Source organism: Terrabacter carboxydivorans, from assembly GCF_039532035.1.
In the GTDB taxonomy this organism is placed as follows: Bacteria; Actinomycetota; Actinomycetes; order Actinomycetales; family Dermatophilaceae; genus Terrabacter; species Terrabacter carboxydivorans.
This window is the reverse complement of sequence record NZ_BAAARE010000006.1, coordinates 88042-111227: the sequence shown is the minus strand read 5'-3', so window position 1 is coordinate 111227 and position 23186 is coordinate 88042. Positions and strand designations below refer to the sequence as shown.

The window sequence follows — 23186 nt, the reverse complement described above, 5'->3', positions numbered from 1 at the left end:
GTGGGTGGGGAGGAGGTCCGACTCCCACCAGGGGATTCGTCTTCCGTCGAGGCCTGACGGCGGGCTCCAGGATCTTGACGAGAGTTCGAACATGTGTTCGACTGGAGCATGGACGACAGCACAACGGGGGCCGATGCCCGACCGCTGACGGCCCTCCACGAGGTCGACGGCACGCTGGAGCTCGAGCGCCTGGCCGACCTCTTCCGGAGCCGCGCGAGCCGTCGGGAGCCCGTCCGTCAGCGAGACCTGCCCCTGCTCGAGCGCACCCTGCGCAAGCACGTGGCCGAGTCCCTCCTCACCCACCTGGTGCCCGCGCTCGTGGGCGAGCTGCTCGACGCCGTCGCCGACGACCTCTCACCGCGCGCGGAGCAGGAGCCGCTCACGCAGCTCGAGGCCCAGGCGGATGCAGAGCTCAGGGTGGTCGAGTCGGTGGAGCGCTGCAAGGCGGTCCTCGACGCCGTCGGCCTCGAGGCGCTCGCTCGCCTGCGCTCGACCATCGAGTCGAGCGAGCTCGCGCGCTTCGCCGACCTCGGCCGGAAGAGGCCCGCCGGGTGGATCGACGCCGACGAGCTGACCGCCATGGAGGTGTGCACGGCAACCGGGCTCGGCGCGCACGACGTGCGCGCGCGCCTGGCCCTCGCCACCGCACCGACGCCGGGTGCCGCATCGTTGCGCGGTCGCCTTCAGCGAGGCGCCGTGAGTCTCTACCGTGCCTGCACCATTCAGAGCGAGATCGCTGCCTTGCCGCTCGAGTGCGGCCCTGACGTGGTCGACGCCACCCTGCGGCCCAAGGACGGGGCACCGCCCTCCCCCGCTCTCTTCCGTCAACGACTGACTCGGGCCTGCCTGGCAGCCGACCGCGAGGCCGCCGACCGTCGCCGCCGGGCCCGATGCCGCCGCGGGGCGCACGCACAGATCGACCGTGACGGTCTCGGCGTCCTCAACCTCGTCAACGACGCAGACAAGGTGGTGGCCGCCATGGAGCGCGTCGATGCCATCGCCCGGGCGGCGCGGGCGGCCGGCGACCCTCGCGACCTCGACTCGCTCCGCGCCGACATCATCACCGACACCCTGATGTTCGGCTGGCCCCAGAGCCCCGCCTGCGGTGGGACTCGTGAGCCGGCGACGACCTCAAAGGACACGTCCCCCGCGGCCCGTGACTGGTTCGAGCGACTGGGTCGCCGCCCGGCGGCCGTGGTGAGGCTCGTCGTGCCCTGGAGCACCGCCGTCGGCCTCACGGACGCACCGTGCGAGGTCGTCGGCCACGGGTGGGTGACGGCCGACCACGCCCGCCAGATGATGCTCAACGACGGCGCGACCTGGCAGCGCCTCGGCGTCGACGCCGAGAGCGGCGCTGCTCGCCAGCTCGAGCCGCGCGCCTATCGGCCGACCGCAACGATGCGCGCCCAGGTCGAAGCCGTCGACGGCACCTGCCGCGCCCCGGGCTGCACCGTGCCCGCCGCTCGGTGCGACCTCGACCACGACATCCCGTGGCCACACGGCCCGACCGAGGTCACCAACCTGACGAGCAAGCATCGCCACCACCACAACGTGCACACGCACGGCCACTGGCTCGTGCGACGCGAGGGCGACCGGGTGCGGTGGCGCACCAAGGCTGCTCGCATCTACGACAGCTACCCCAAGGACTGGCTCGAAGCGGTCCGTGACGCTGATCCCGTCTCGCCACCGGTGGTGAACACCGCCGGTCCCCGCTCCTCGCGGGACGACCCGCCGCCCTTCTGAGTCACGAGTCCGGCGGTTCAGTCCGGCATTCCGCACGGAGTTCCGCAAGGGCCTCCGGTCCGGCGTCAGGATGCTGCCGAGAGTGGCTCTGGCAGCCGGAAGACACCGTCGGTCGTCGCGAGGTAGTAGCCCAGGAGGGCGACCTCGTGCTCGGCACATCGAGCGATTGCCATCTCGTGCCAGGCTCGGTCGAGATCGTTCGGCGCGGCGCCGCGAGCCCGCCCGCGGCCGATGAGGACCGAGCCACCGCTCTCGGACACGAGGGGCAGCAGCAGATCGAGCAGCTGTGCCAGGCCGCTGACACCTGCGTCCGGCGGCACGTCGTGGAGCACGACCGGCTGGATGCCGCGGTGCTCGGCATCGCAGATCATGACGCCGACGCTGCCGTTGGCGCGGTCGGCGTCGCTGATGATGAGGTCGATGACGTCTGCGGCGACACGACGGTCGGTGAGGGCGATCTCGCTGGCCCGAGGCGGCAGGTCCTGAAAGGTCATGCCTGCCATGGTCACCGGTCCGGCCATCGTCTCGCCGGCGTTGTCCCCAGCCCTCGCGGTGGGCCGCCCGCCGCACCCTGCCGCCTACCCGCAGGGGCGTCAGGAGGTGGCTCAGGCGATGCCGAGACGGTGCGCGACCTCGTCGCCGCCGATCTCCCGGATGACGTCGGGGTCACCGACGACGACGAGCTGGTCCGTGGCTCGGGACATCCCCACGTAGAGCATCTCGCGGGCGCGGTCGGTGCTCTTGGCGTTCACACAGAGCACGACCGCGCGACGTTCGAGACCCTTGCACCCGAGGACGTGGCCGTAGAAGACGTCATCGTCGTCCCAGAAGGACCGCCAGTAGCCGACATGGCCGTCTGCCTCCTGACGTTCGACCTGCGCGGGGTGGCGTGATCCCATCGTCAGCAGGGCCACGTGCTGGGGCTGCCAGCCGGCCTCGAGGAGCAGGTCCACCTGGTCGTCGGAGGTGCTGATCGCCTCCTCCTGAGCGCACGGCACACATCGGACGTCGGCTCCCGAGCCCCCGCGCAGGTGCATCCGCATGGGAGCGAGCGGCCCGAAGGCGCGAGCGATCTGCTGGGTGTTGCGCAGGTTGTGGTCCAGCACGAGCGGGACGAGGGGCACCGGGGGCTGGCCGAACCGGGCGAAGATCCGCTGGTTCTCGTCCGAGTAGACGTAGAGGCCGCCCTCGTCCTCGTCGCGGAGCGCCGCCATGAGGGGGCGCCACCAGTGGTCGGCGAAGTCCTGCGCCTCGTCGACGATCACGGCGTCGAACTTCTTGCCGTCAGGCAGGCCCGCAGCGATCTCCGCCATGCTTGCTGCGAGGTCTCTCTCCCAGAAGTCGGCATCGTTGCGGTCGTGCGAGGCCGTGTCGATGCCCCACTCGTTGGCGAGATCCTCGAACGACCCCACGAAGGCCGGCCGGTGGTGGCGCGGCACCCCCGCCAGCTGCCGCTTGAAGTACTGCGAGAGCCCGATCGAGTAGCAGACGAGAGCGACGCGCTGGGCCTTGCGCTCCCCCTGGCCTCGGGTCAGGTCCTTGGCCTGGGTCAGGGCCAGGATCGTCTTCCCGCTGCCGGCTCCCCCGCGGATCTCCATGCGCCGGATGAGCCTCGTCACCGACAGCAGCGTCGCCTGCTCCTGCGTGAGTCGGTCGGCAGCGGCCTCCCGCTCGTCGGCCTCACCGGCGAGGTCGTACACGGGGAAGCTCCGGCCGGTGAGGATCTCGAGGCTGAGCTCGACGTCGTCGGCGTTGGGGACCCGCTGCGAGTTCTCCTGCAGCGCACACACGTCCACCAGCCGCTCGGCCAGGTCATCCAGGTCAGCGCGTCCACTGATCATCCACCGGGGACAGTCGGTGGTCGCGAAGTCGTCGGCGATGTCGGTGTAGGGCACGACGATCGCGTGCCCCCACCGGACCCGGCTGTGCCTGGCCTTCCACCGAGGGTCGGCCTCGACGAACGTCCGCAACACGTACTTGCCGTCGCGGCACTGGTCGACCGGGCGGCTGCGGCGGGTGCCGCCCCCGGTCCACCACTGCCCCTGCGGGTCGACGGAGACGCTGCCGCCCTTGACCTCCACGACGACCACACCCACCCCGGGCATGATGAAGACGACATCGAGCTCGTGGTCCTTCAGCGCCGAGGTCAGCCTCAGGTTGGGGATGAGCACCGTGTCGTCGGCCGCCGAGCGACACAGACGGTCCCAGACCAACCGCTCGGACTCGTGCGCGAAGCGCGGCGTCTCCCCCACGACCCTGACCATGGCGTGACCGTAGCGGGAGGGGACGGCAAGGAGGGCGTATGCCGTGCGGCGCGTCCTGACGGAACGCGGCGGGACGGCATACGCCCTCGTCTGTCAGCCCCTCTCAGGGGGCGATCATCAGGCGACGCGCTGCTGGGGCGCGGTCTCCCTGGTCTTGCCCGGGTCCTTCTCGACGATGTCGCCGAGGACGTCGTCGATCTTCGTCATGAGCTCCGGCTCGAGCTTCACGCCGGCGGCCTTGACGTTCTCGCCGACCTGCTCGGGACGCGAGGCGCCGACGAGCGCCGCCGCGACGTTGGGGTTCTGGAGCACCCAGGCGACGGCCAGCTGTGCCATGGTCAGGCCCGCCTCGTCGGCGATCGGCTTGAGGTTCTGCACGCGGGTCAGCACGTCGTCGTTCATGAAGCGCTTGATCATGTCGGCGCCGCCCTTCTCGTCGGCGGCGCGCGAGCCCTCGGGCGGCTGCTGGCCGGGCTGGTACTTGCCCGTCAGCACGCCCTGCGCGATGGGGCTCCACACGATCTGGCTGACACCGAGCTCCTCGCACGTCGGGACGACCTCGTCCTCGATGACGCGCCACAGCATGGAGTACTGCGGCTGGCTCGAGATGAGCTGGAAGCCGAGCTCCTTTGCGAGAGTGACGCCCTCGCGGATCTGGTCGGCCGTCCACTCGCTGACGCCGATGTAGAGGGCCTTGCCCTGGCGCACGACGTCGGCGAACGCCTGCATCGTCTCCTCGAGCGGCGTCTCGGTGTCGTAGCGGTGGGCCTGGTAGAGGTCGACGTAGTCGGTCTGCAGGCGCTCGAGCGAGCCGTTGATCGACTCCATGATGTGCTTGCGAGACAGGCCGGTGTCGTTCTTGCCCCCCGGGCCGGTGGGCCAGTAGACCTTCGTGAAGATCTCGAGGCTCTCGCGTCGCTCGCCCTTGAGGGCCTCGCCGAGGACCGTCTCGGCCTTGGTGTTGGCGTAGACGTCGGCCGTGTCGAAGGTGCTGATGCCGGCGTCGAGGGCAGCCTGCACGCACTGGGTCGCGACGTCGTTCTCGACCTGCGAGCCGTGGGTGAGCCAGTTGCCGTAGGTGATCTCGGAGATCTTGAGTCCGCTGTTGCCGAGGTATCGGAAGTTCATCCTTCCACCGTATGCCGTCACCGAGGTTGCGCCGACCCCGCTCCCGCAGGGCGCGACGCACGTACGATCGGCACGTGACGCTTCTCGAGCGCGTCGAGCACCTGCGCGCCGTCGCCGGGTACCTGGACGACGCCCGTGCGGGGCACGGGAGGCTCGTCTACGTCTCGGGCGAGGCCGGGATCGGCAAGACGAGCTTCGTCACCGCTTCCGCCACCGCGGCCCGGTCCGCGGCGCGCGTCGCCGTCGGTGGCTGCGACGGCTCCGCCACCCCGGTCCCGCTCGGCCCGCTCCGCGACATGCTGCCACTGCTCCCGGCCGACCTGTGGCCGGACGGGGCCGACCGCCAGGACGTCTTCACGCGACTCGTCGACGTCCTGCGGACGCCGCCACGGCAGGAGCCCTACCTGCTGGTGGTCGAGGACGCGCACTGGGCCGACGAGGCGACCCTCGACCTCCTGCGCCACCTGGCTCGTCGCATCCACGGCTGCCGTGCGCTCGTGCTCGTGACCTACCGCCCGGAGGATGCCACGGCGGGTGGTGCCCTCCGGATGCTCCTGGGAGACACCGCATCCGCCAGCGGGACGCGACGCATCGACCTGCCCCCGCTCAGCCCGCGAGCGGTCGCCACGCTCATGGCCGAACGCTCGGGCGACCACTCGCACGCCGGAGCCGTCGACGCGGCGCGGCTGCACGACGTCACCGGCGGCAACTCCTTCTTCGTCACCGAGGTGCTCTCCGGAGACTCCGTCGGCGTGCCGCCCACCGTGCGCGACGCGGTGCTCGCCCGGGTCGCGCGCCTCGACGAGAGCTCCCGAAGGGCCCTCGAGGTCGTGGCCCTCGCCGGTTCGAGAGCCGAGACCGACCTCCTCGAGGGGCTGCTGAGCGACGGGCTGTCCGTCCTCGACGAGCCGCTCGACCGGGGACTGCTCGTCATGACCGGCCACGAGGTCATGTTCCGTCACGAGCTCGGCCGGCTCGCGGTCGCCGGCGAGGTGCCGGCCGGTCGGCGGATCCACATCCACCGGCGGCTCCTCGCCGCGCTCGAGAGCCGAGGCGCCGACCCCGCACGCCTCGCGCACCACGCCGACGTCGCCGGCGACAGCCGCTCGGTGCTGGCACACGCCCCGGAGGCCGCGGCGCGGGCCGCTCGGCTGGGTGCCCACCGGGAGGCCGTCGACCAGTACCGACGCGCGCTGCACCACGCGGCAGCCCTGCCCGTCGACGAGGTGGCCCCGGCGCGTCGGGCCGAGCTGTTGTGGTCACTCGGCTACGAGCTCTACCTCACCGACCACATCGAGGACGCGATCGAGTCCGTCGAGGCGGCGCGCCGCATCTGGGACGGCGCCGGCGACGCCACCCGGGTCGGGGACGCCTGGCGATGCCTCTCGAGGCTCAGCTGGTTCGCCGGGCGCAAGGACGACGCGGAGGCCCAGGCGGCCATCGCCATCGACGTGCTCGAGGGGTCGGCGTCGTTCGAGCTGGCACTGGCCTACAGCAACCGTGCCCAGCTCCGGATGCTGGCCACCGACCTGGCTGGCACCCGCGAGTGGGCCCACCGCACCCTGGACCTCGCCGACCGGCTCGATGACGGAGCCGGGCGCACGGAGGTGCGCGTGCACGCCCTCAACAACCTGGGCACGATCGAGATGGCTGCCGGCGACTTCGTCTCCGGATCCGTGATGCTCACCGACAGCCTGCAGCAGGCACGCGCATCCGACCTCCACGAGCACGCAGCGCGCGCCTACTGCAACTTGGCGTCCAGCGCCGTGCTCCAGCGGCGGCACGAGGACGCCCGGCGCTACTTCCGGGAGGGCATCGAGTACTGCTCCGACCGCGACCTCGACTCGTGGACGCTGTATCTCGAGGGTTGGCAGGCACAGCTGGACCTCGACAGCGGGCATCTCGCTGCGGCCCGCGACCAGGCCGAGTCGCTGCTGCGGCATCCCGACATCGCCAGCGTCGGCGAAGTCGAGCCCCTCGTCGCGCTCGCCCACGTGCGCGGTCGGGTCGGGGACGCCGGGGCAGACGAGCTGCTGGACCGCGCGTGGTCCTTGGCGTGGGGCATGCAGGAGCTGCAGCGGGTGGCGCCGGTCGTCGCGGTTCGATGCGAGTTCGCTTGGCTCGCAGGCGATCTCGGTGAAGCAACTCGTGTCGCCGCCGAGGCGTGGCCGCTGGCCGAGTCTGCCGACTGCCCGTGGAACCGCGGGTCCGTGGCGCGGTGGCTCGTCGGCCCAGGCGCAGACGGGGCCGGAGGCGCCCAGGGCGGCGCCCCGGGTTCGGTCGGTCCCGTCGGCCCCGTCGAGACGCTGGTCCGGTCTGCGGTGGCCGGACCCCTGGCTCCGCCGTTCGCGGCGGAGGTCGCGGGTGCCTGGCGTGAGGCCGCGACCATCTGGCGGTCCCTCGGATGCCCCTTCGACGAGGGCCTGGCGCTGGCGCGCAGCGGTGACCGCGACTCGCTCACCGAGGCCGTCGCGATCTTCGAGCGGATCGGTGCGCATGCCGCTGCCGCCCGAGCGCGAGCCGACCTGCGCGCCAGGGGCTGGACCGCGCCACGCGCGCCCCGGCCGGCGACGCGCAAGCACCCCTCGGGGCTGACCCCGCGTGAGACCGAGGTCCTGGAGCTGCTGGAGCAGGGTCACACCGATGCCGGGATCGCCGAATGCCTCGTCATCTCCCGCCGCACGGCCGAGCACCACGTCGCCTCCGTCCTGACGAAGCTCGGGGTGGAGAGTCGGCGCGAGCTGCTCAAGATGGGTGGGGCGACGGCGTGAGTGGGTAGCCGCCACCCATGACCCGCCGAGTCCTCGGGGTCGACGCTGGAGCATCCCAGTTCGCAACCGGAAAGGACCACGAGCATGCCGCTCTTCATGGACGTCCACACCCTCGGAGACGGGGTCACCATGGACGCCGTCGCCCAGGCCCACCAGGCCGACCTCGCCACCCAGGAGCCCCATGGCGTCAACTACCTGCGCTACTGGGTGGACGAGCGCAGGGGCCAGATCTTCTGCCTTGTCGAGGCGCCCGACGCCGAGGCCGCGAACACCGTGCACCGGGACGCTCACGGGCTCGTCGCCGACTCCATCTACGAGGTGCAGGAGGGCGTCTGACCGCCCGAGCGCCCCGAAGCACGCAGCCGTGTGCCGCCACCGGACGGAGGCGGCACACGGCTGCGTCCATGACCCCGTCAGGACGCAGGTCGTGGCGTCCGCGAGGTGCGCTCGGCGTGTGACCAGAACGTTGTCCAGCCTGTGGAACCGGGGGGTCGTCCGGCGCGTTGGGCGGGTAGTGACCAGTCACCACCTCGACGGAATCTTCAAGCAGACTTGAATGTTGATACCGGCAAGGTGAGCGTGGGCACCGTGCCCACGACCAACCCGAAGGGGGTGCACCATGAGGCGAAGGAAGTACGAGGAGTTCGAGGCTGACAACGGAACCGTGCTGCGCTACGCCCGCCACGACAACGGTGGCGGTTTCGTGGAGTCGCACGCCCACGTCGACCCGACGGCCTACATCGGTGAGTCGGCCTACGTCGACCGCGGCGCCGTGGTCGGTACCGGCGTCCGAGTCGCGAACGGCGCCTGGATCGAGCGCGACGCCGTCATCCACTCCGGAGCCGCCATCGGGACCGGCGCGCACGTCGCGTCCGGCGCGGTCATCGGCCGCGACGCACGCATCGGTGCACGAGCGAAGATCGGCTCCGACACCCACGTCTGGGACGGAGCGCGCGTCGACTCCGACGAGCTCGTCCCGAGTGGCGCCGTGGTACGCGCCGGCTCCAGCCGCCGCCGCGCTGCCTGACGACGCGCCGCCGTCCTGCCCGGGTGCGGCTCCTCACGTCCGACGTCAGGAGCCGCCCCGCTGGGCGAGCTCGCGCACCGACGTGCCGGGCAGCCACGGGTAGGCCTCCCTGCCGGTCGAGGCCTCGAAGCGCAGGTCGGTGCTGTCCATCGTCGCGGCCGCCCGGGCCAGCCGTGCGAACGAGGGTCGTACGGGTCGGGCGAGCTGACCCAGGACGCGCAGGGCAGCGCGGGGCACATGACGCGGAGGCAGGTCCGGGCGAACGAGGCGGGCCAGCTCGTTGAGCGTCAGGTCCTCACCCCCGACCTCGATGGTCCGGCCTCGCAACGAACGGTCGGTCGCTGCCCGTGCGGCCGCCACGGCCACGTCGTCGACACTCACGAAGTTGATCGGGTTGTCGCCCGCTCCGAAGACCTGCGGGCCCTTCCCACCTCTGGCCGAGTCCCCCAGCAGCTCCAGCCACATCTCGGCGAAGGCCGAGGCCCTCACGATCGTCCACGACGCGCTGCTGGCCCTCAGGTGCTGCTCCGCCGCCCACTTCATCCGGAACAGCTCCAGCGGGTGGTCCGCGGCGGCGCCGACCACGGAGAGCAGGACGACGTCCGTTCCGCGGCCCGAGGCGACGTCGATCAGGGCGACGTTCCCGTCGCGGTCGATCTCGGCCGGCGACTCGCCCCTGCCCGGGTCCATGCCGTGCGCCGCGGCGACGACGACATCGGCCCCGTCGAGCGCCGGCGGCAGCGTGCTCGGGTCGCGCAGGTCTGCTGCGGCGAAGTGCGCCCCCGGAACGCGCCTGTCCGGGGCCGAGCGGGCCACGACCCTGACCTGCTCGCCCTGGTCGACGAGGCGTTCGGTGACGAGACGACCGAGGCGGCCGGTGCCGCCGATGACCGCGATCATGGCCCTGTCCTTCCGGAGCTGCCCGTGCGGCGCGGGAGGTACTCGCGTCCCTCTCAGGTTGCCACCGGCGCGCGCGGTCGTCACGGGGTTCGCTCGGGCCGTCCATCACCGCCGGGGACCGCGCGCTGCTGCCCGGCGGCGCCGTCACCGGCGGCCGTGCCCGGGCTCACGGACGACCGGTGGGCCCGGTTGCCGAGTCCGCACGGTGCGGCCTAGGCAGAGCCGGCGACACGGCATACGGCCGCGGCGACCGCAGGGGCCACGGTGGCATCGAACACGCTCGGGATGATGAAGCTCGCGTTCAGCTCCTCCGGCTGGACCGAGTCGGCGATCGCGGTGGCGGCCGCCACCATCATGGCGTCGGTGATGTCGGAGACGTGGGCGTCGAGCAGCCCGCGGAAGAAGCCGGGGAAGACGAGGACGTTGTTGATCTGGTTCGGGGCGTCGGAGCGGCCGGTCGCGACGACGGCGGCGTGCTCGCTCGCCGCGATGGGGTCCACCTCGGGGACGGGGTTGGCCAGGGCGAAGACGATCGCGTCGGGCGCCATGGTCGCGACGTCGTCACCGGTGAGCAGGTCCGGCGCCGAGACACCGATGAAGACGTCCGCGCCGACGAGGACCTCCTTGAGGCTGCCACTCTCGTGACCGGCGTTGGTGTGGTCGGCGATCCACTGGCGGAACGGCTCCATCCCCTCGTTGCCGTTGTGGACCGCACCCGCGCGTCCGCACGCCACGATGTCCCTGGCTCCCTGGGTGAGCAGCAGACGGATGATCGCGTGGCCCGCCGCCCCGACGCCGGAGACGACGATCCGCACGTCGTCGATGGACTTGTGGACCACCCGGAGCGCGTTCTTCAGGGCGGCGAGCACGACGATGGCCGTGCCGTGCTGGTCGTCGTGGAAGACGGGGATGTCCAGCAGCTCCCTCAGCCGGGCCTCGATCTCGAAACACCGCGGGGCAGAGATGTCCTCGAGGTTGATCCCGCCGTAGACCGGAGCGATCGCCCTCACGGTGGCGACGATGGCGTCGGGGTCCTGCGTGTCGAGGCAGACGGGCCAGGCGTCGACGCCCCCGAACTGCTTGAAGAGCGCCGCCTTGCCCTCCATGACCGGTAGTGCCGCGAGAGGGCCGATGTTCCCCAGCCCCAGCACGGCCGAGCCGTCGGTGACGACGGCGACGGTGTTGCGCTTGATCGTGAGCCGGCGGGCGTCCTCCGGATGCTCCGCGATGGCCCGGCAGATGCGCGCCACGCCCGGCGTGTAGGCCCGCGACAGGTCGTCACGGTGCTTCAGCGGCACCTTCGGGTTGACCTCGATCTTGCCGCCGAGGTGCAGCAGGAACGTCTGGTCGCTGACCTTGTGGACCACTGCGCCGGGGATCGCCGCGATCGCGTCCGTGATGAGGTGCCCGTGCGCCTCGTCACGGGTGTCGCACGTGACGTCGACGACGAGACGGTCGGTGCGGCTCTCGGCGACGTCGAGCGCCGTCAGTGCACCACCCGTCGAGGCGACAGCCGTGGTGAGGGCCGCGGTCGCGTTGGCCGCGGCAGGCACCTCGACGCGGACGGTGATCGAGTAGCCAGGGCTCGGGGTGGCCATGTCAGTCCTCTCGTGCGAAGCGGCAGTGCCTCACCGGCCCATCCTCCACCCGAGAGGCGCGATCAGGTCAGGGTGTCGCGAGTGTCTCGTCGAGCACATCGGCGCTCCAGGGGCGGCGTCATGGCGTGGGATGGAGGAGGAGGAACCATGACCGGCCGCACCGCGCGGCTGCGGCTCCTGACCGCGGCTGCCACGCTCGCCCTGGCACTCAGCGCCTGCCAGGGCTCGGGCGGACCCGCGCCCGCGACGTCGGCCACCTCACCCACGGGCGCCACCAGCTCGACGTCGGGCGCGTCACCCTCCACGACGAGCAGTCCGGTCACCACCCGGCCGACGTCGACCGGCACCCGTCCTGCCCCGCCGACCTCTCAACGCCCCACGCCACGCCCCACGACACGCCCCACGCCACGCCCCACGACGCCGAGGCCCACGGCATCCACCCCGACCGCCCGACCGACGGCCACGCCGACGAGGACGACCACCGTCCCGCCCGCGACCTGCTCGATCCCCACGCGACTGCTGGGTCGTGACCTGACCACGCTGGGCACCGATCGCAAGGTCGTGGCCCTGACCTTCGACGCCGGCAGCGGCAACGAGGGCGTCGCCTCCATTCTCCGGACGCTCGAGGCCCAGCACGTGCCGGCCAGCTTCTTCCTCACCGGCCAGTTCGTCGACGCCTTCCCCGCGAGCGCGCGGGCCATCGCGTCGCGCTACCCCGTCGGCAACCACACCTATACCCACCCCGACCTGACCACGCTGTCGTCGTCGCGGGTCCGGAGCGAGATCCGCTCGGCCGCCACGCGCATCAAGGCCGTGACAGGCCAGGACCCCCGCCCGTGGTTCCGCTTCCCCTTCGGCGCCGTCGACGCTCGAACCATCTCGCTCGTCAACGCCGAGTGCTACGTGCCCTTCCGCTGGACCGTCGACACGCTCGGCTGGAAGGGGACCTCGAGCGGCCAGTCCGTCAGCACCGTCGTCTCCCGCGTCACGTCCGCGGCCCGGACCGGCGAGATCGTCCTGATGCACGTCGGCGCCCACCCGACGGACCACTCCACCCTCGACGCCGACGCGCTCCCCCGCATGATCGGTGAGCTGCGGGCTCGCGGCTACACGTTCGCGACGCTCGCCGCCGTGATCGGCCCCGCGCCCTGACCTCACGGCCGGGACGGCCGGGCCGACGTCGAGTGTCCGCTGCCACCCGGTGGCTGGTCAGCTCCCGCCGGCCGGAGTGGACCGTGTCGCCGCCCGTCACCGGTGCCCCTAACATCTGATCATGCGTTCAGATGAGAATGTGCTCGGGATGGACGGGTGCACCGACCACTGCGTCCACCCCGAGACGGTGCGGCACGTCCGATCTCGAGCCCTGCCCGAGCACGACCTCGTCCGGGTCTCTGCGGTCTTCAAGCTCCTCGGCGACCCGACGCGGGCCAAGCTTCTCTACGCGCTGCTCGAGGCGGGTGAGCTCTGCGTCTGCGATCTCGCCGCCTCCACGGGCGTCGCCGAGACCACCGTGTCGCAGTCCCTGCGTCTGCTGCGCGCCTCGCAGGTGGTGACGGCTCGTCGCGACGGTCGCCTCATGTACTACCGGCTCGCCGACGCCCACGTGCGCATGCTCCTCGACCTGACCCGTGAGCACATGACGCACGATCCTGCGGTGGGGAACGGGTCCGAGCAGGCCGCCGAGGTCGGCCGGGTCCAGCCTGCTCGCCGGGCCGCCGGCGCCCGGCGCACGGAGGTCCGGGCATGAGCCACGGGCACGGCCACGACCACGGCCGCTCCGCGGCGGGTGCGCACCGCTGGAGGCTGCAGCTCGCCTTCGGCCTCGTCGCGGTCTTCTTCGTCGTCGAGCTGGTGGTCGGTCTGAGCTCTCGCTCACTGGCCCTCATCAGCGACGCCGGCCACATGGCGGCGGACGTCGTGGCACTCGGCTCGGCCATCGTCGCCACACGCATCGCGACCCGCAAGGACACGACGGGGCGCCGGACCTTCGGCTCCTACCGGGCCGAGGTCTTCGCCTCCGGGCTGGCCGTCCTGCTCATGCTCGGCGTCGCCGTCTACATCTGCATCGAGGCCGTCGGCCGCATCGGCGCGGAAGCCGAGGTCGCATCTGGCCCGATGCTCGTCGTGGGCGCCCTCGGCCTCGTCGTCAACCTCGTCGGCGTCGCCCTGCTGCGCGGGGGCGCGAGCGAGAGCCTCAACGTCAAGGGCGCCTACCTCGAGGTCCTGGCCGACACGGTCGGCTCGGTCGGCGTCATCGCCGCCGCGATCCTCGTGGGCACCACGGGCCAACCGTGGTGGGACACCGTCGTGGCCCTGGCCATCGCTCTGTTCGTCGCGGTCCGGGCCGTCATGCTCGGGCGCGAGGTACTGGCCGTCCTCGGCCAGCACGCACCGGCGGGGATGCACCCGGACGAGGCCGAGCAGGCCCTCGCCGAGATCGTCGGCGTGGTCGAGGTGCACGACCTGCACGTGTGGACATTGACCTCCGGGATGAACGTGGCCACCGCGCACCTCGTCAGCGCGGCGGCACGGCCCGGCGGCGACCCCACGGACACCGGCGCGATCCTCACGCAGGCCGCGACCGTCATGCGCGAACGCTTCGGCATCGAGCACGCCACCCTCCAGGTCGAGCCCGCCGGGTCGAGCGCCTGCGCGCAGACGACCTGGTGACCCGAGGCACCGGTCACTGACGCCGCGCCGCGCCGGTGCGCTTGAGCCCCCACGTCACTTGAGGCGCTGAGTGCGCAGTCGCAGCGCGTTGCCGATGACGCTGACCGACGACAGCGCCATCGCAGCGGCAGCGATCATCGGGGACAGCAACAGGCCGAACGCCGGGTACAGCACCCCGGCGGCGAGCGGAATGCCGGCAGCGTTGTAGACGAACGCGAACACCAGGTTCTGGCGGATGTTCGACATGGTGGCCTCCGACAGGGCCCGGGCGCGGACGATACCGGTCAGGTCGCCCTTGAGGAGGGTGACGCCGGCGCTCTCGATGGCGACGTCGGTGCCGGTGCTCATCGCGATGCCGACATCGGCGGCGGTCAGCGCGGGTGCGTCGTTCACGCCGTCGCCGGCCATCGCCACGACCCGACCCTCGGCACGGAGGGCCTGGACGACGTCGCTCTTGTGGTCAGGCAGGACCTCGGCCTCGACGCGGCCGATGCCCAGCGTCCGTGCCACGGCCTGTGCCGTGACCCGGTTGTCGCCGGTCAGCATCACGACGTCGATTCCCTCTGCGCGCAACGCCTTCAGCGCTTCGGCGGTGGTCTCCTTGACGGGGTCGGCGATGGCGAGGACGCCCGCCACGACACCGTCGATGGCGACGTAGACCGCACTGGCTCCGTCGGCGCGCAGCCGGTCGGCCTCGGCGTCCATGCTGGCCGTGTCCGCACCCTGGGCGGCGAGGAAGGCGCTGCTGCCGACGAGGACCCGACGTCCCTCGACCGTCCCGGTCACGCCCTTGCCCACGGGAGCGTCGAAGTCCTCCACGTCCGGGACGTCCAGACCGGCCTCGCCGGCGGCGCGCACGACCGCCAGGCCGAGCGGGTGCTCGCTGACGCGCTCGACGGCTGCCGCCACCCGCAGGACCTCCTTCTCGTCCGTCGTCGCGGCGGCCGAGACGTGGGTGACGGACGGACGTCCCTGGGTCAGGGTGCCCGTCTTGTCGACCACGAGGGTGTCGACCTTCTCCAGGACCTCGAGCGCTTCGGCGTTCTTGATGAGCACCCCCAACGAGGCACCACGGCCCACGCCGACCATGATCGACACCGGCGTGGCCAGTCCGAGGGCACAGGGGCAGGCGATGATCAGGACGCTGACGGCGACGACGAGGGCGTGCGCCAGGCGGGGGTCGGGTCCCATGGTGGCCCAGACGACGAAGGCGATGAGCGCGGCCAGGATGACGGCGGGCACGAACACGGCGGACACCCGGTCGGCGAGGCGCTGGATGGGTGCACGCGAGCGCTGCGCGTCGGCGACCATCTGCACGATCCGCGCCAGCATCGTGTCGCGCCCGACCTTGTCTGCACGCACGACCAGCGAACCGGTCTGGTTCACGGTGCCACCGATGACAGCGTCACCGGCCGTCTTGGTGACCGGCATCGACTCACCGGTCACCATCGACTCGTCCAGGGTCGAACGCCCGTCCTGCACGGCGCCGTCGACGGGGATGGACTCCCCGGGGCGCACGCGCAGCAGGTCGCCCACCTGCACCTGGTCGAGAGTGACGTCGGACTCGGTCCCGTCGTGGTCGACCCGGTGGGCGGTCTTGGGGGTGAGGTCGAGCAGCGCCCGGATCGCGCCGGACGTGCTCTCCCGGGCGCGCAGCTCGAGGACCTGCCCGAGCAGGACGAGCGCGGTGATCACGGAAGCGGCCTCGAAGTAGACCGCGACCGCGCCGTCCATACGGAAGGCCTCGGGGAAGACCCCGGGCGCGAGGGTGGCGACCACGCTGAAGAGCCAGGCCACCCCGGTGCCCATCGCGATGAGGGTGAACATGTTCAGCTTCATGGTTCGCACCGAGGCCCACCCGCGCTGGAAGAACGGCCAGCCCGCCCACAGCACGACCGGCGTGGCCAGCACGAGCTGGGCCCAGTTGGCCACCGTCGGGGAGACGGCGTCCGCGAGCGCCGGGATCAGGTCGCGCCCCATCGAGAGGACGAGCACGGGGATGCTGAGGACGACCGCAACCGTGAATCGCCTTGTCATGTCGGCGAGCTCGGGGTTGGGGCCGCTGTCGGCCGTCACCATGACGGGTTCGAGCGCCATCCCGCAGATCGGGCAGCTGCCCGGGCCGGGCCGTCGGATCTCCGGGTGCATGGGACAGGTCCACTCCGCCACGTCGCCGGGAGCAGGCTCGCCTGCAGCCGCCCGACGGGCGTCATGCCCATGGCCGACCTGGTCGCCGTGGTCGACCTGGTCGCCGTGGTGGGAGTGGTCGTGTCCCGGACGCTGCTGGCCGGACGAGCCCGTCAGGAACGCGTTCGGGTCGGCCTCGAACCTGGCGCGGCAGCCGGCGGAGCAGAAGACGTGCTCGTGTCCGTCCAGCTCGAGGTGGTGCTCGCTGGTCGCAGGGTCGACGTCCATGCCACAGACGGGGTCCTTGACCAGCGATGTCGTCGACGATGCCGAGTGGTCGCTGTGTCTGTCCATACCTCCAAGGTACCCCCCTGGGGTATGAAGTCAAGATCGTTGCCGACGGCGCTCACGCCACCAGGCCCTCCGACGCCGTGGCGCGGGCGGTCGGTCGAGTGGTCAGCCCGTGCCCATGCGGTAGCCGACGCCCCTGACCGTGTCGACGTAGCGAGGACGGGACGAGTCGTCGCCGAGCTTGCGTCGGAGGTGTGCGACATGGACGTCGACGATGTGCTCGTCCCCGACCCAGCCGGGGTCCCAGACCTCGTCGATGAGCTGACGGCGTGAGTAGGCGAGCCGTGGCCGGTCGGTCAGGACCTCGAGGATGTCGAACTCCGTGCGGGTGAGCCCTACCGGACGACCCGCCACCTGGACCTGCCTCGCCTCGACGTCGACGCTGAGGTCGCCGAAGCGGCGCAGCGGCGTGTGGTCGCCGGACACGGCGGCAGCCCTGCGGGGTCGCCTCAGGACGACCTGCACCCGGGCGACGAGCTCGCGGGGGCTGAACGGTTTGGTGATGTAGTCGTCGGCACCCACCGAGAGTCCGACGAGCTTGTCCACCTCGTCGTCGCGCGCGGTGAGCATGAGGATGTAGCAGTCGGAGAATGTGCGCACCTGGCGGCACACCTCGATCCCGTCGAGTCTCGGCAGCCCGAGGTCCAGCACCATGGCATCCGGGGTGACGGCTCGAGCCGACGCGACGGCCTCGACGCCGTCGTGCACGAGCTCGACGGCATACCCGGCTCGTTCCAGGTAGGCGCCCACCATCCTCGCCAGGTCCGTCTCGTCCTCGACCACGAGGATGCGTGCACCCTCGGAGCTGTCTGTGGTCGTCATGGCCACAGTCTCTCCCGGCTCGAGCCGACCACCGGCTACCTGTGGCGAGCGCGCAGATTCTTCGTCAGATCTTCATGGAGCGAGAGTCGAACCGCGATGTCCCAGGCGCACGCTGGACCCATGATGTGGAACACCGGACTCGGGATGGGCGCGGGCCTGTGGCTCGTGATGGCACTCGGCACGGTGGCCTTCTGGGTCGTCGTCGCCATGGCGGTCCGCGGGCTGCTCAGCGCAAGGCCCCGCCCGCGGCGGGCCCCGGCCGCGGAGCCGCTCGACCCCGAGGCGCACCGCCGAGGGTCAATCTCCGGATCGACTGCCGCAGAACCCCACGCCGCACTCACCGTGCTCCAGGACCGACTCGCCCGCGGCGAGATCGACGTCGACGAGTACGCACGCATCCGGCGGACGCTCGTGCAGTCCCAGCCCTCGCTTGCGACCGACGTCGCCGACCCTGGCCATGCTGCCGAGGACAGGACGCGAGGCGATCTGCCCCACGCCTCGTGACGACGCGAGCCAGAGCGTGTCCTCACCTGGTCGTGACGGGCAGGGTCACGACGAAACGCGCCCCCTGCCCCGGCCCGTCGCTGCTGACGGTGATCGCGCCGTCGTGCGCATCGACGATGGCTTTGGCGATGGTCAACCCGATGCCACTGCCACGGTCGTCGCGCGTCCGTGCTGAGTCACCGCGGTAGAAGCGCTCGAAGACGTGGGGCAGCTGCTCGGGCGTGAGTCCCTCCCCCGTGTCCGCGACGACGACGCGCACCTCCTGGGTGGTGGCCCGGGCGGTCACCGTCACCTGCCCTCCCGACGGCGTATGCCGTAACGCGTTTGACAGCAGGTTGGACATGACCTGCCCGAGTCGTTCGCGGTCGGCCCGGACGGCGACGTCCCAGGCGGGGCTCGGCCGGGCTTCGAGTCCGACCCCCTTCGCGTCGAACGCCGACTCGGCCTGACGCGCCGCCGCGTGGAGGAGGTCCCCGACCCGGACGGGCGCGGGCGCCATGGGGAGGCGTCCCTCCTCGGCACGCGAGACCATGCCGATGTCGTCACAGAGCCGCGCGAGCCGGTCGTTGTGCGCCCGGAACAGCTGAGCCGTCTCCGGCCCCCAGTCGGTGACCCCGTCCTCGAGCCCGTCGAGGTAGGCACCGAGCGTCGCCACCGGGGTGCGCATCTCGTGGGCGACGTCGCTGAGCAGGCGGCGACGGGTGTCCTCCGTCGCGCCCAGCTGGGCCGCCATGGAGTTGAAGGCGTTGGCGAGGCTCGTGAGCTCGGGTCCCGCGCCGTCCACCTCGGCCCGCGCCTCGTAGTGGCCCCGGCCCATCTCGTCGGCGGCCTCGGTGAGGCTGGCCAGGGGTCGTTGCAGGCGGCCGTTGACGTAGTACGTCACCACCAGCGCGCAGACCAGCGCGATGACGAGCGCCACTCCGAGGGAGATCAGGCTGGCGTCCCTGAACGCCTCCTCGACGTGCATCATCTCGCTGCCGCCGGCGGTCGACGCTGCCTGCAGGAGGTGCTCGTGGAAGATGGGCGGCCCGGTGACCGCAGCGACGACGCTGGCGGTGACGATGCCCGCGGCCACGACGGCACCCTGGGCCAGCAGCAGACGGGTCGCCAGGGGTCGACCTGCAGGCTCGCGTGTGCCGTCAGCACCGCTGCCACCTCCACGGGACGACGAGACGCGGGGGCGGCGAGCAGCACTCATGCCGCCAGTCTCGCCGGGACACACGGTGCGCAGGTGGCGCGGCGGCGATCTTGACCAAACCTTCAGGAAAAGCCAGTCCGACCTGTACACCGGCGTCGCATGCTCGACAGCAGACGGCACCCCGACGGCGTCGGACCGTCGTACCCAGCTCGCGCTCGACCCAGGAAGGACCGATGGACAGTCACACCGACCGAGGCCCGCTGAGACGCCGCACCCTGCTCCTCGGAGGGCTCGGCCTGGCAGGCACGGCCGCCGTGGCCGCGTGCACGACGGCCCAGCCCGGGACGTCGAGCCCGACGGTGCTCGGCACCCGCACAGCGGTTCCGCCCTCGTCGACGCTCTCTCCCACGACGGGTCAGCGGGTCCGGGCCTTCACGCTCGAGCCTCGGCCGGTCACCGCTGACCTCGGAGGCGTGACGGTCAGGACGTGGGCCTACGGCGACCAGATCGCCGGCACCGCGCTCCGGGCGACCGCCGGGGACCTGCTGCGTGTCCACGTGCGCAACCGCCTGCCCGACCCCACGAGCGTGCACTGGCACGGCATACGGCTGCGCAACGTCGCCGACGGCGTCCCCGGGCTGACCCAGGCGCCGATCGCGCCGGGGGCGGACTACGACTACGAGTTCACCGCCCCCGACCCGGGCACCTACTTCTTCCACCCGCACGTCGGGGTGCAGCTCGACCGGGGCCTCTACGGGCCGCTCGTCATCGACGACCCCCACGAACCCGGGGCGTACGACCACGAGTGGTTGCTCGTGCTGGACGACTGGCTCGACGGGACGGGCCGCACGGCCCGACCAGGTGCTGGCGCAGCTGCAGGGCGCCACGTCGCCGAAAGGCACCGACACCGGGGGCACGGGCGGCATGGGCGGCATGGGCGGCATGGGCGGCATGGACCACTCAGGCGTAAGCGGCTCCGGCATGGGCGGCTCGATGGGTGGGGACGGCGGTGACATCGCCTACCCGTACATCCTCGTCAACGGGCGGATCTCCACGTCGCCCGAGACGTTCACTGCCAAGCCCGGCGACCGCATCCGGCTGCGGATCATCAACGCCGCCTCGGACACGTTCTTCACCGTCGCCCTCGGCGGCCACGAGATGACCGTGACCCACGCCGACGGGTATGCCGTCAGGCCGACGAGCGCGGACGGGCTCTACGTCGGGATGGGCGAGCGCTACGACGTCACGGTCACCGCCAAGGACGGGGTCTTCCCGTTCCTCGCGGTGCCGCTCGCGAAGCAGCCGATGGCCGGTCCGGCCGCGGGCCAGGCGATGGCGCTGCTGCGCACCGGGTCCGGCTCCCCGCCGCCTCCGAGCGTTCGACCTCCCCAGCTGAGCGGCCGGGTGCTCATGGTGCACGACCTGACTCCGGTCGACGACGCCCGCCTGCCGGCGCGCACCCCGGACCGCAGCACCCCGCTGACCTTCGACGGGCAGATGGCGCCGTACGCATGGGGCATCAACGGCGCCCCCTACGGCAGCAACGCCCCCGTGATGGTGGCGGAGGGCGAGCGCGTACGGCTCGACGTGTCGAACCGGACGATGATGATGCACCCGCTGCACGTGCACGGCCACACCTTCGCGCTCGCGGACAGCGGGGTGCGCAAGGACACCGTCGTGCTGCGACCGATGGAGCGTCTCTCGCTGGACCTGGAGGCTGACAACCTCGGTCGATGGATGCTCCACTGCCACAACATCTACCACGCCGAGTCCGGGATGATGATCGAGCTCCGGTATGCGTGAGTGCGACGGCCGGCCCAGCCGCTGGATGTGGACGCACCCTGCCCCGAGCTGGTCGCCGGGTGGCGGGACCACGGACGCCCACCCCCGCTGAGCCGCCTGCGACGCCCTCGACGGCGACGCCTTCGACCACCGCCAGCCACACACCGCTCCCCGCGTGGAACCAGAGCGCGCGTCCCGACACCGCGCCCCGCGTGACCCAACGAGGAAGGAACCCGATGAACCGCACCCTCCGAACCCTTGCCGCAGCAGCCGCCCTGGCCACCACCCTTGCCGTAGGTGCCTGCAGCTCAGGGACGCCCGGCGCGTCACACGACTCCGGGCACGGGATGGGAGGAGCGCCGACGGCCTTGCAGGGAAGCACGTCCGGCTCCACGGCCTCCTCCGACGGCACGGCCGGACAGAACCAGGCCGACGTCACCTTCGCCTCGAGCATGGTGCCCCACCACCAGCAGGCCATCGCCATGGCCGACCTCGCCCTGGCCCAGGCGACGGACCCGCGCGTCAAGCAGCTTGCCGCGCAGATCAAGGACGCCCAGGACCCCGAGATCAGGACGATGACGGGATGGCTCACCTCGTGGGGCAGCGCCCCGATGCCCAGCGGCCACGACATGGGCGGCATGGAGATGGACGGCATGATGACCGACCAGCAGATGCACGACCTCGAGCAGTCGTCCGGCGCGGCCTTCGACCGGATGTGGCTGCAGATGATGATCCAGCACCATCAGGGCGCCGTCGCGATGGCCCGCACGCAGCTGGAGCAGGGGCGGCTCCCCGAGGTCAAGACGCTCTCCCGGGCGGTCATCGACGGCCAGACCAAGGAGATCGACACCATGACCCGGCTGGTCGACCTGATGCGCTGAGTGCGGCACACGGCGTTCAGGCGTGTTTCAGCCGTCCGCCCCCAGGATGTCGCGTGTGACGACACGCGAGACGATGTCGAGGTGACGGCCTCTTCCCTGCTGACCCGGTGGCGCGTGCGGTCGCTGCGCTTCCGCATCCTCGCGGTCACCGCGGCGGCGGCCTCCGTCGCCCTCGTAGTGGCCCTCGGTGCCTACGAGAAGACGCTCGAGGCCGTCGTGGGGAACACGACGACCACGGCGGTGACGGAGCAGGCGAACCAGATCGCCTCGATCATCGTCGCCGCCAAGGAACCGGCCTCGACGCTGCGCTCGGTGCCGGCGCGAGGGTCCGTCCTGCAGCTGCTCGGAAGCGACGGGCGGGTGCTGTCGTACAACGACGTCGCTGCGGCGAACCAGCCGCTCGCCGACCTGCACCCAGCCCCGGGTCAGGTGGTGAGCACGCGCGTCGACGGCATACCGACGAACGAGCACGAGGCATACGTCGTCGTCGGGCGCGGACTCGGCACCGGCTCCGAGGGTGCCCCCGTCGGGACTGGGACGACCCTGCTCGTGGCGACCCCGCTGCAGACCGAGTCGCTGCTCATCGAGGGGGCGACCACGGCGCTCGGCGTGCTCGCACTGCTGCTGCTCGCGGGCCTGCTCTGGTTGATCAACCGGGTGCTGAGCAGCGCCCTGGGACGCGTCGAGCGGATCAGGGCCTCCGTCTCGGAGATCGGCGCGACCCGATCCCCGGTGCGCGTGCCTGTCCCCCCGGGCGGTGACGAGATCACCCTTTTGGCCCAGACGATGAACGAGATGCTGGACCGCTTGCAGCGCGCCGACGCTGCGCAACGCGCCTTCGTCAGCAACGCCTCGCACGAGCTGCGCAGCCCGCTGACCGCCATCCGTGTCATCAGCGAGAGCTCACCTCACGGGATCGACGCGGCGGGCACCGCGGTCGTGAGCGGCGAGGCCCTGCGCATGCAGCGCCTCGTCGAGGACCTGCTCACCCTCGCCAAGGCGGACGACCAGGGGATCGTGCTGCAGCACAAGGACGTCGACCTCGACGACCTGCTGATCGAGGAGATCCGACACCTTCGGGCGACGAGCGCGCTCACCGTCACCGGCGACATCCATGCCGCCCGCGTCAGCGGAGACCCGGACCGGCTCGCCCAGGTCGTGCGCAACCTCGTCGACAACGCGTCGCGGCACGCCCGCAGCTCCATCCGGCTGGAGTGCGGGCCGGGACCCGATGCCAGTGTCGTCGTCACGGTCGACAACGACGGCGACGTGGTGCCGGCCGATCGGCGTGAGGCGATCTTCGACCGCTTCATCCGCCTCCAGGAGTCCCGGGACCGGGACACCGGCGGAAGTGGCCTGGGCCTGTCCATCGTGAAGGCTCTGGCGGAGGCCCATGGCGGGTCCGTCAGGACGGACGTCGCCCCGGACGGGTGGTGCCGTTTCGAGGTCCGGCTGCCGGCACCGGCCTGACGCGGCGTGC

General features: G+C 71.7%; 18 protein-coding genes and 1 pseudogene. 11 read left to right on the top strand and 8 right to left on the bottom strand.

Annotation, left to right across the window (positions count from 1 at the left end):
• Positions 1-108 precede the first annotated feature (108 nt).
• The gene (locus ABD297_RS08130; RefSeq protein WP_344254363.1) at positions 109-1743 is read left to right on the top strand and encodes an HNH endonuclease signature motif containing protein; all 1635 of its coding nucleotides are present in this window, start codon (positions 109-111) and stop codon (positions 1741-1743) included.
• Between the two features lie 65 nt (positions 1744-1808).
• Here ABD297_RS08130 and ABD297_RS08125 read toward each other — a convergent pair whose 3' ends face one another.
• The 3 genes from ABD297_RS08125 to ABD297_RS08115 form a co-directional block, all read right to left on the bottom strand.
• Complete coding sequence (locus ABD297_RS08125) at positions 1809-2237, bottom strand: hypothetical protein (protein ID WP_344254362.1); 429 nt, start codon at positions 2235-2237, stop codon at positions 1809-1811.
• Positions 2238-2348: 111 nt separating this feature from the next.
• The gene (locus tag ABD297_RS08120; RefSeq protein WP_344254361.1) at positions 2349-4007 is read right to left on the bottom strand and encodes an NERD domain-containing protein; all 1659 of its coding nucleotides are present in this window, start codon (positions 4005-4007) and stop codon (positions 2349-2351) included.
• A gap of 117 nt (positions 4008-4124) precedes the next feature.
• The gene (locus ABD297_RS08115) at positions 4125-5135 is read right to left on the bottom strand and encodes an aldo/keto reductase family protein (RefSeq protein WP_344254360.1); all 1011 of its coding nucleotides are present in this window, start codon (positions 5133-5135) and stop codon (positions 4125-4127) included.
• Positions 5136-5209: 74 nt separating this feature from the next.
• Here ABD297_RS08115 and ABD297_RS08110 point away from each other — a divergent pair, with 74 nt between their 5' ends.
• The 3 genes from ABD297_RS08110 (at position 5210) to ABD297_RS08100 (ending at position 8933) form a co-directional block, all read left to right on the top strand.
• Complete coding sequence (locus ABD297_RS08110; RefSeq protein WP_344254359.1) at positions 5210-7906, top strand: ATP-binding protein; 2697 nt, start codon at positions 5210-5212, stop codon at positions 7904-7906.
• An 84-nt stretch (positions 7907-7990) separates the two neighbouring features.
• Positions 7991-8242 carry a DUF4242 domain-containing protein gene (locus ABD297_RS08105; protein WP_344254358.1) on the top strand — a complete coding sequence of 84 codons (252 nt, stop codon included), beginning with the start codon at positions 7991-7993 and terminating at the stop codon, positions 8240-8242.
• A gap of 283 nt (positions 8243-8525) precedes the next feature.
• Positions 8526-8933, top strand: a complete 408-nt coding sequence (locus ABD297_RS08100; protein WP_344254357.1) for a GlgC family sugar phosphate nucleotidyltransferase — start codon at positions 8526-8528, stop codon at positions 8931-8933.
• Positions 8934-8978: 45 nt separating this feature from the next.
• On the opposite strand, the gene ABD297_RS08095 is transcribed toward ABD297_RS08100, so the two are convergent.
• Both ABD297_RS08095 and ABD297_RS08090 read right to left on the bottom strand, forming a co-directional pair.
• The gene (locus tag ABD297_RS08095; RefSeq protein WP_344254356.1) at positions 8979-9833 is read right to left on the bottom strand and encodes an SDR family oxidoreductase; all 855 of its coding nucleotides are present in this window, start codon (positions 9831-9833) and stop codon (positions 8979-8981) included.
• A 212-nt stretch (positions 9834-10045) separates the two neighbouring features.
• A complete protein-coding gene (locus tag ABD297_RS08090) occupies positions 10046-11431 on the bottom strand; it encodes an NAD-dependent malic enzyme (RefSeq protein WP_344254355.1) in 1386 nt (461 codons plus the stop codon).
• 147 nt (positions 11432-11578) lie between these two features.
• Here ABD297_RS08090 and ABD297_RS08085 point away from each other — a divergent pair, with 147 nt between their 5' ends.
• The 3 genes from ABD297_RS08085 to ABD297_RS08075 all read left to right on the top strand — a co-directional run bounded on the left by ABD297_RS08085 (position 11579) and on the right by ABD297_RS08075 (position 14101).
• Positions 11579-12583, top strand: a complete 1005-nt coding sequence (locus ABD297_RS08085) for a polysaccharide deacetylase family protein (protein ID WP_344254353.1) — start codon at positions 11579-11581, stop codon at positions 12581-12583.
• A gap of 121 nt (positions 12584-12704) precedes the next feature.
• The gene (locus ABD297_RS08080; protein WP_344254351.1) at positions 12705-13178 is read left to right on the top strand and encodes an ArsR/SmtB family transcription factor; all 474 of its coding nucleotides are present in this window, start codon (positions 12705-12707) and stop codon (positions 13176-13178) included.
• The gene (locus tag ABD297_RS08075) at positions 13175-14101 is read left to right on the top strand and encodes a cation diffusion facilitator family transporter (RefSeq protein ID WP_344254350.1); all 927 of its coding nucleotides are present in this window, start codon (positions 13175-13177) and stop codon (positions 14099-14101) included. Before ABD297_RS08080 ends, ABD297_RS08075 begins: the two co-directional genes overlap by 4 nt.
• A gap of 54 nt (positions 14102-14155) precedes the next feature.
• On the opposite strand, the gene ABD297_RS08070 is transcribed toward ABD297_RS08075, so the two are convergent.
• Positions 14156-16582 carry a heavy metal translocating P-type ATPase gene (locus ABD297_RS08070; RefSeq protein ID WP_344254349.1) on the bottom strand — a complete coding sequence of 809 codons (2427 nt, stop codon included), beginning with the start codon at positions 16580-16582 and terminating at the stop codon, positions 14156-14158.
• Positions 16583-16684: 102 nt separating this feature from the next.
• On the bottom strand, positions 16685-17401 hold the full coding sequence (locus ABD297_RS08065) for a response regulator transcription factor (protein ID WP_344254348.1): 717 nt from the start codon (positions 17399-17401) through the stop codon (positions 16685-16687).
• A 120-nt stretch (positions 17402-17521) separates the two neighbouring features.
• On the opposite strand from ABD297_RS08065, the gene ABD297_RS08060 reads away from it, so the two are divergent.
• A complete protein-coding gene (locus ABD297_RS08060) occupies positions 17522-17905 on the top strand; it encodes an SHOCT domain-containing protein (RefSeq protein WP_344254347.1) in 384 nt (127 codons plus the stop codon).
• Between the two features lie 22 nt (positions 17906-17927).
• On the opposite strand, the gene ABD297_RS08055 is transcribed toward ABD297_RS08060, so the two are convergent.
• On the bottom strand, positions 17928-19103 hold the full coding sequence (locus tag ABD297_RS08055; RefSeq protein ID WP_344254346.1) for a sensor histidine kinase: 1176 nt from the start codon (positions 19101-19103) through the stop codon (positions 17928-17930).
• A gap of 173 nt (positions 19104-19276) precedes the next feature.
• Between ABD297_RS08055 and ABD297_RS08050 the strand changes: the two are divergent.
• The 3 genes and pseudogenes from ABD297_RS08050 to ABD297_RS08040 all read left to right on the top strand — a co-directional run bounded on the left by ABD297_RS08050 (position 19277) and on the right by ABD297_RS08040 (position 23176).
• Positions 19277-20846, top strand: a pseudogene (locus tag ABD297_RS08050) (multicopper oxidase family protein).
• Positions 20847-21193: 347 nt separating this feature from the next.
• Positions 21194-21706, top strand: a complete 513-nt coding sequence (locus ABD297_RS08045) for a DUF305 domain-containing protein (protein WP_344254345.1) — start codon at positions 21194-21196, stop codon at positions 21704-21706.
• 81 nt (positions 21707-21787) lie between these two features.
• Positions 21788-23176 carry a sensor histidine kinase gene (locus ABD297_RS08040; RefSeq protein WP_344254344.1) on the top strand — a complete coding sequence of 463 codons (1389 nt, stop codon included), beginning with the start codon at positions 21788-21790 and terminating at the stop codon, positions 23174-23176.
• Positions 23177-23186: the final 10 nt, after the last annotated feature.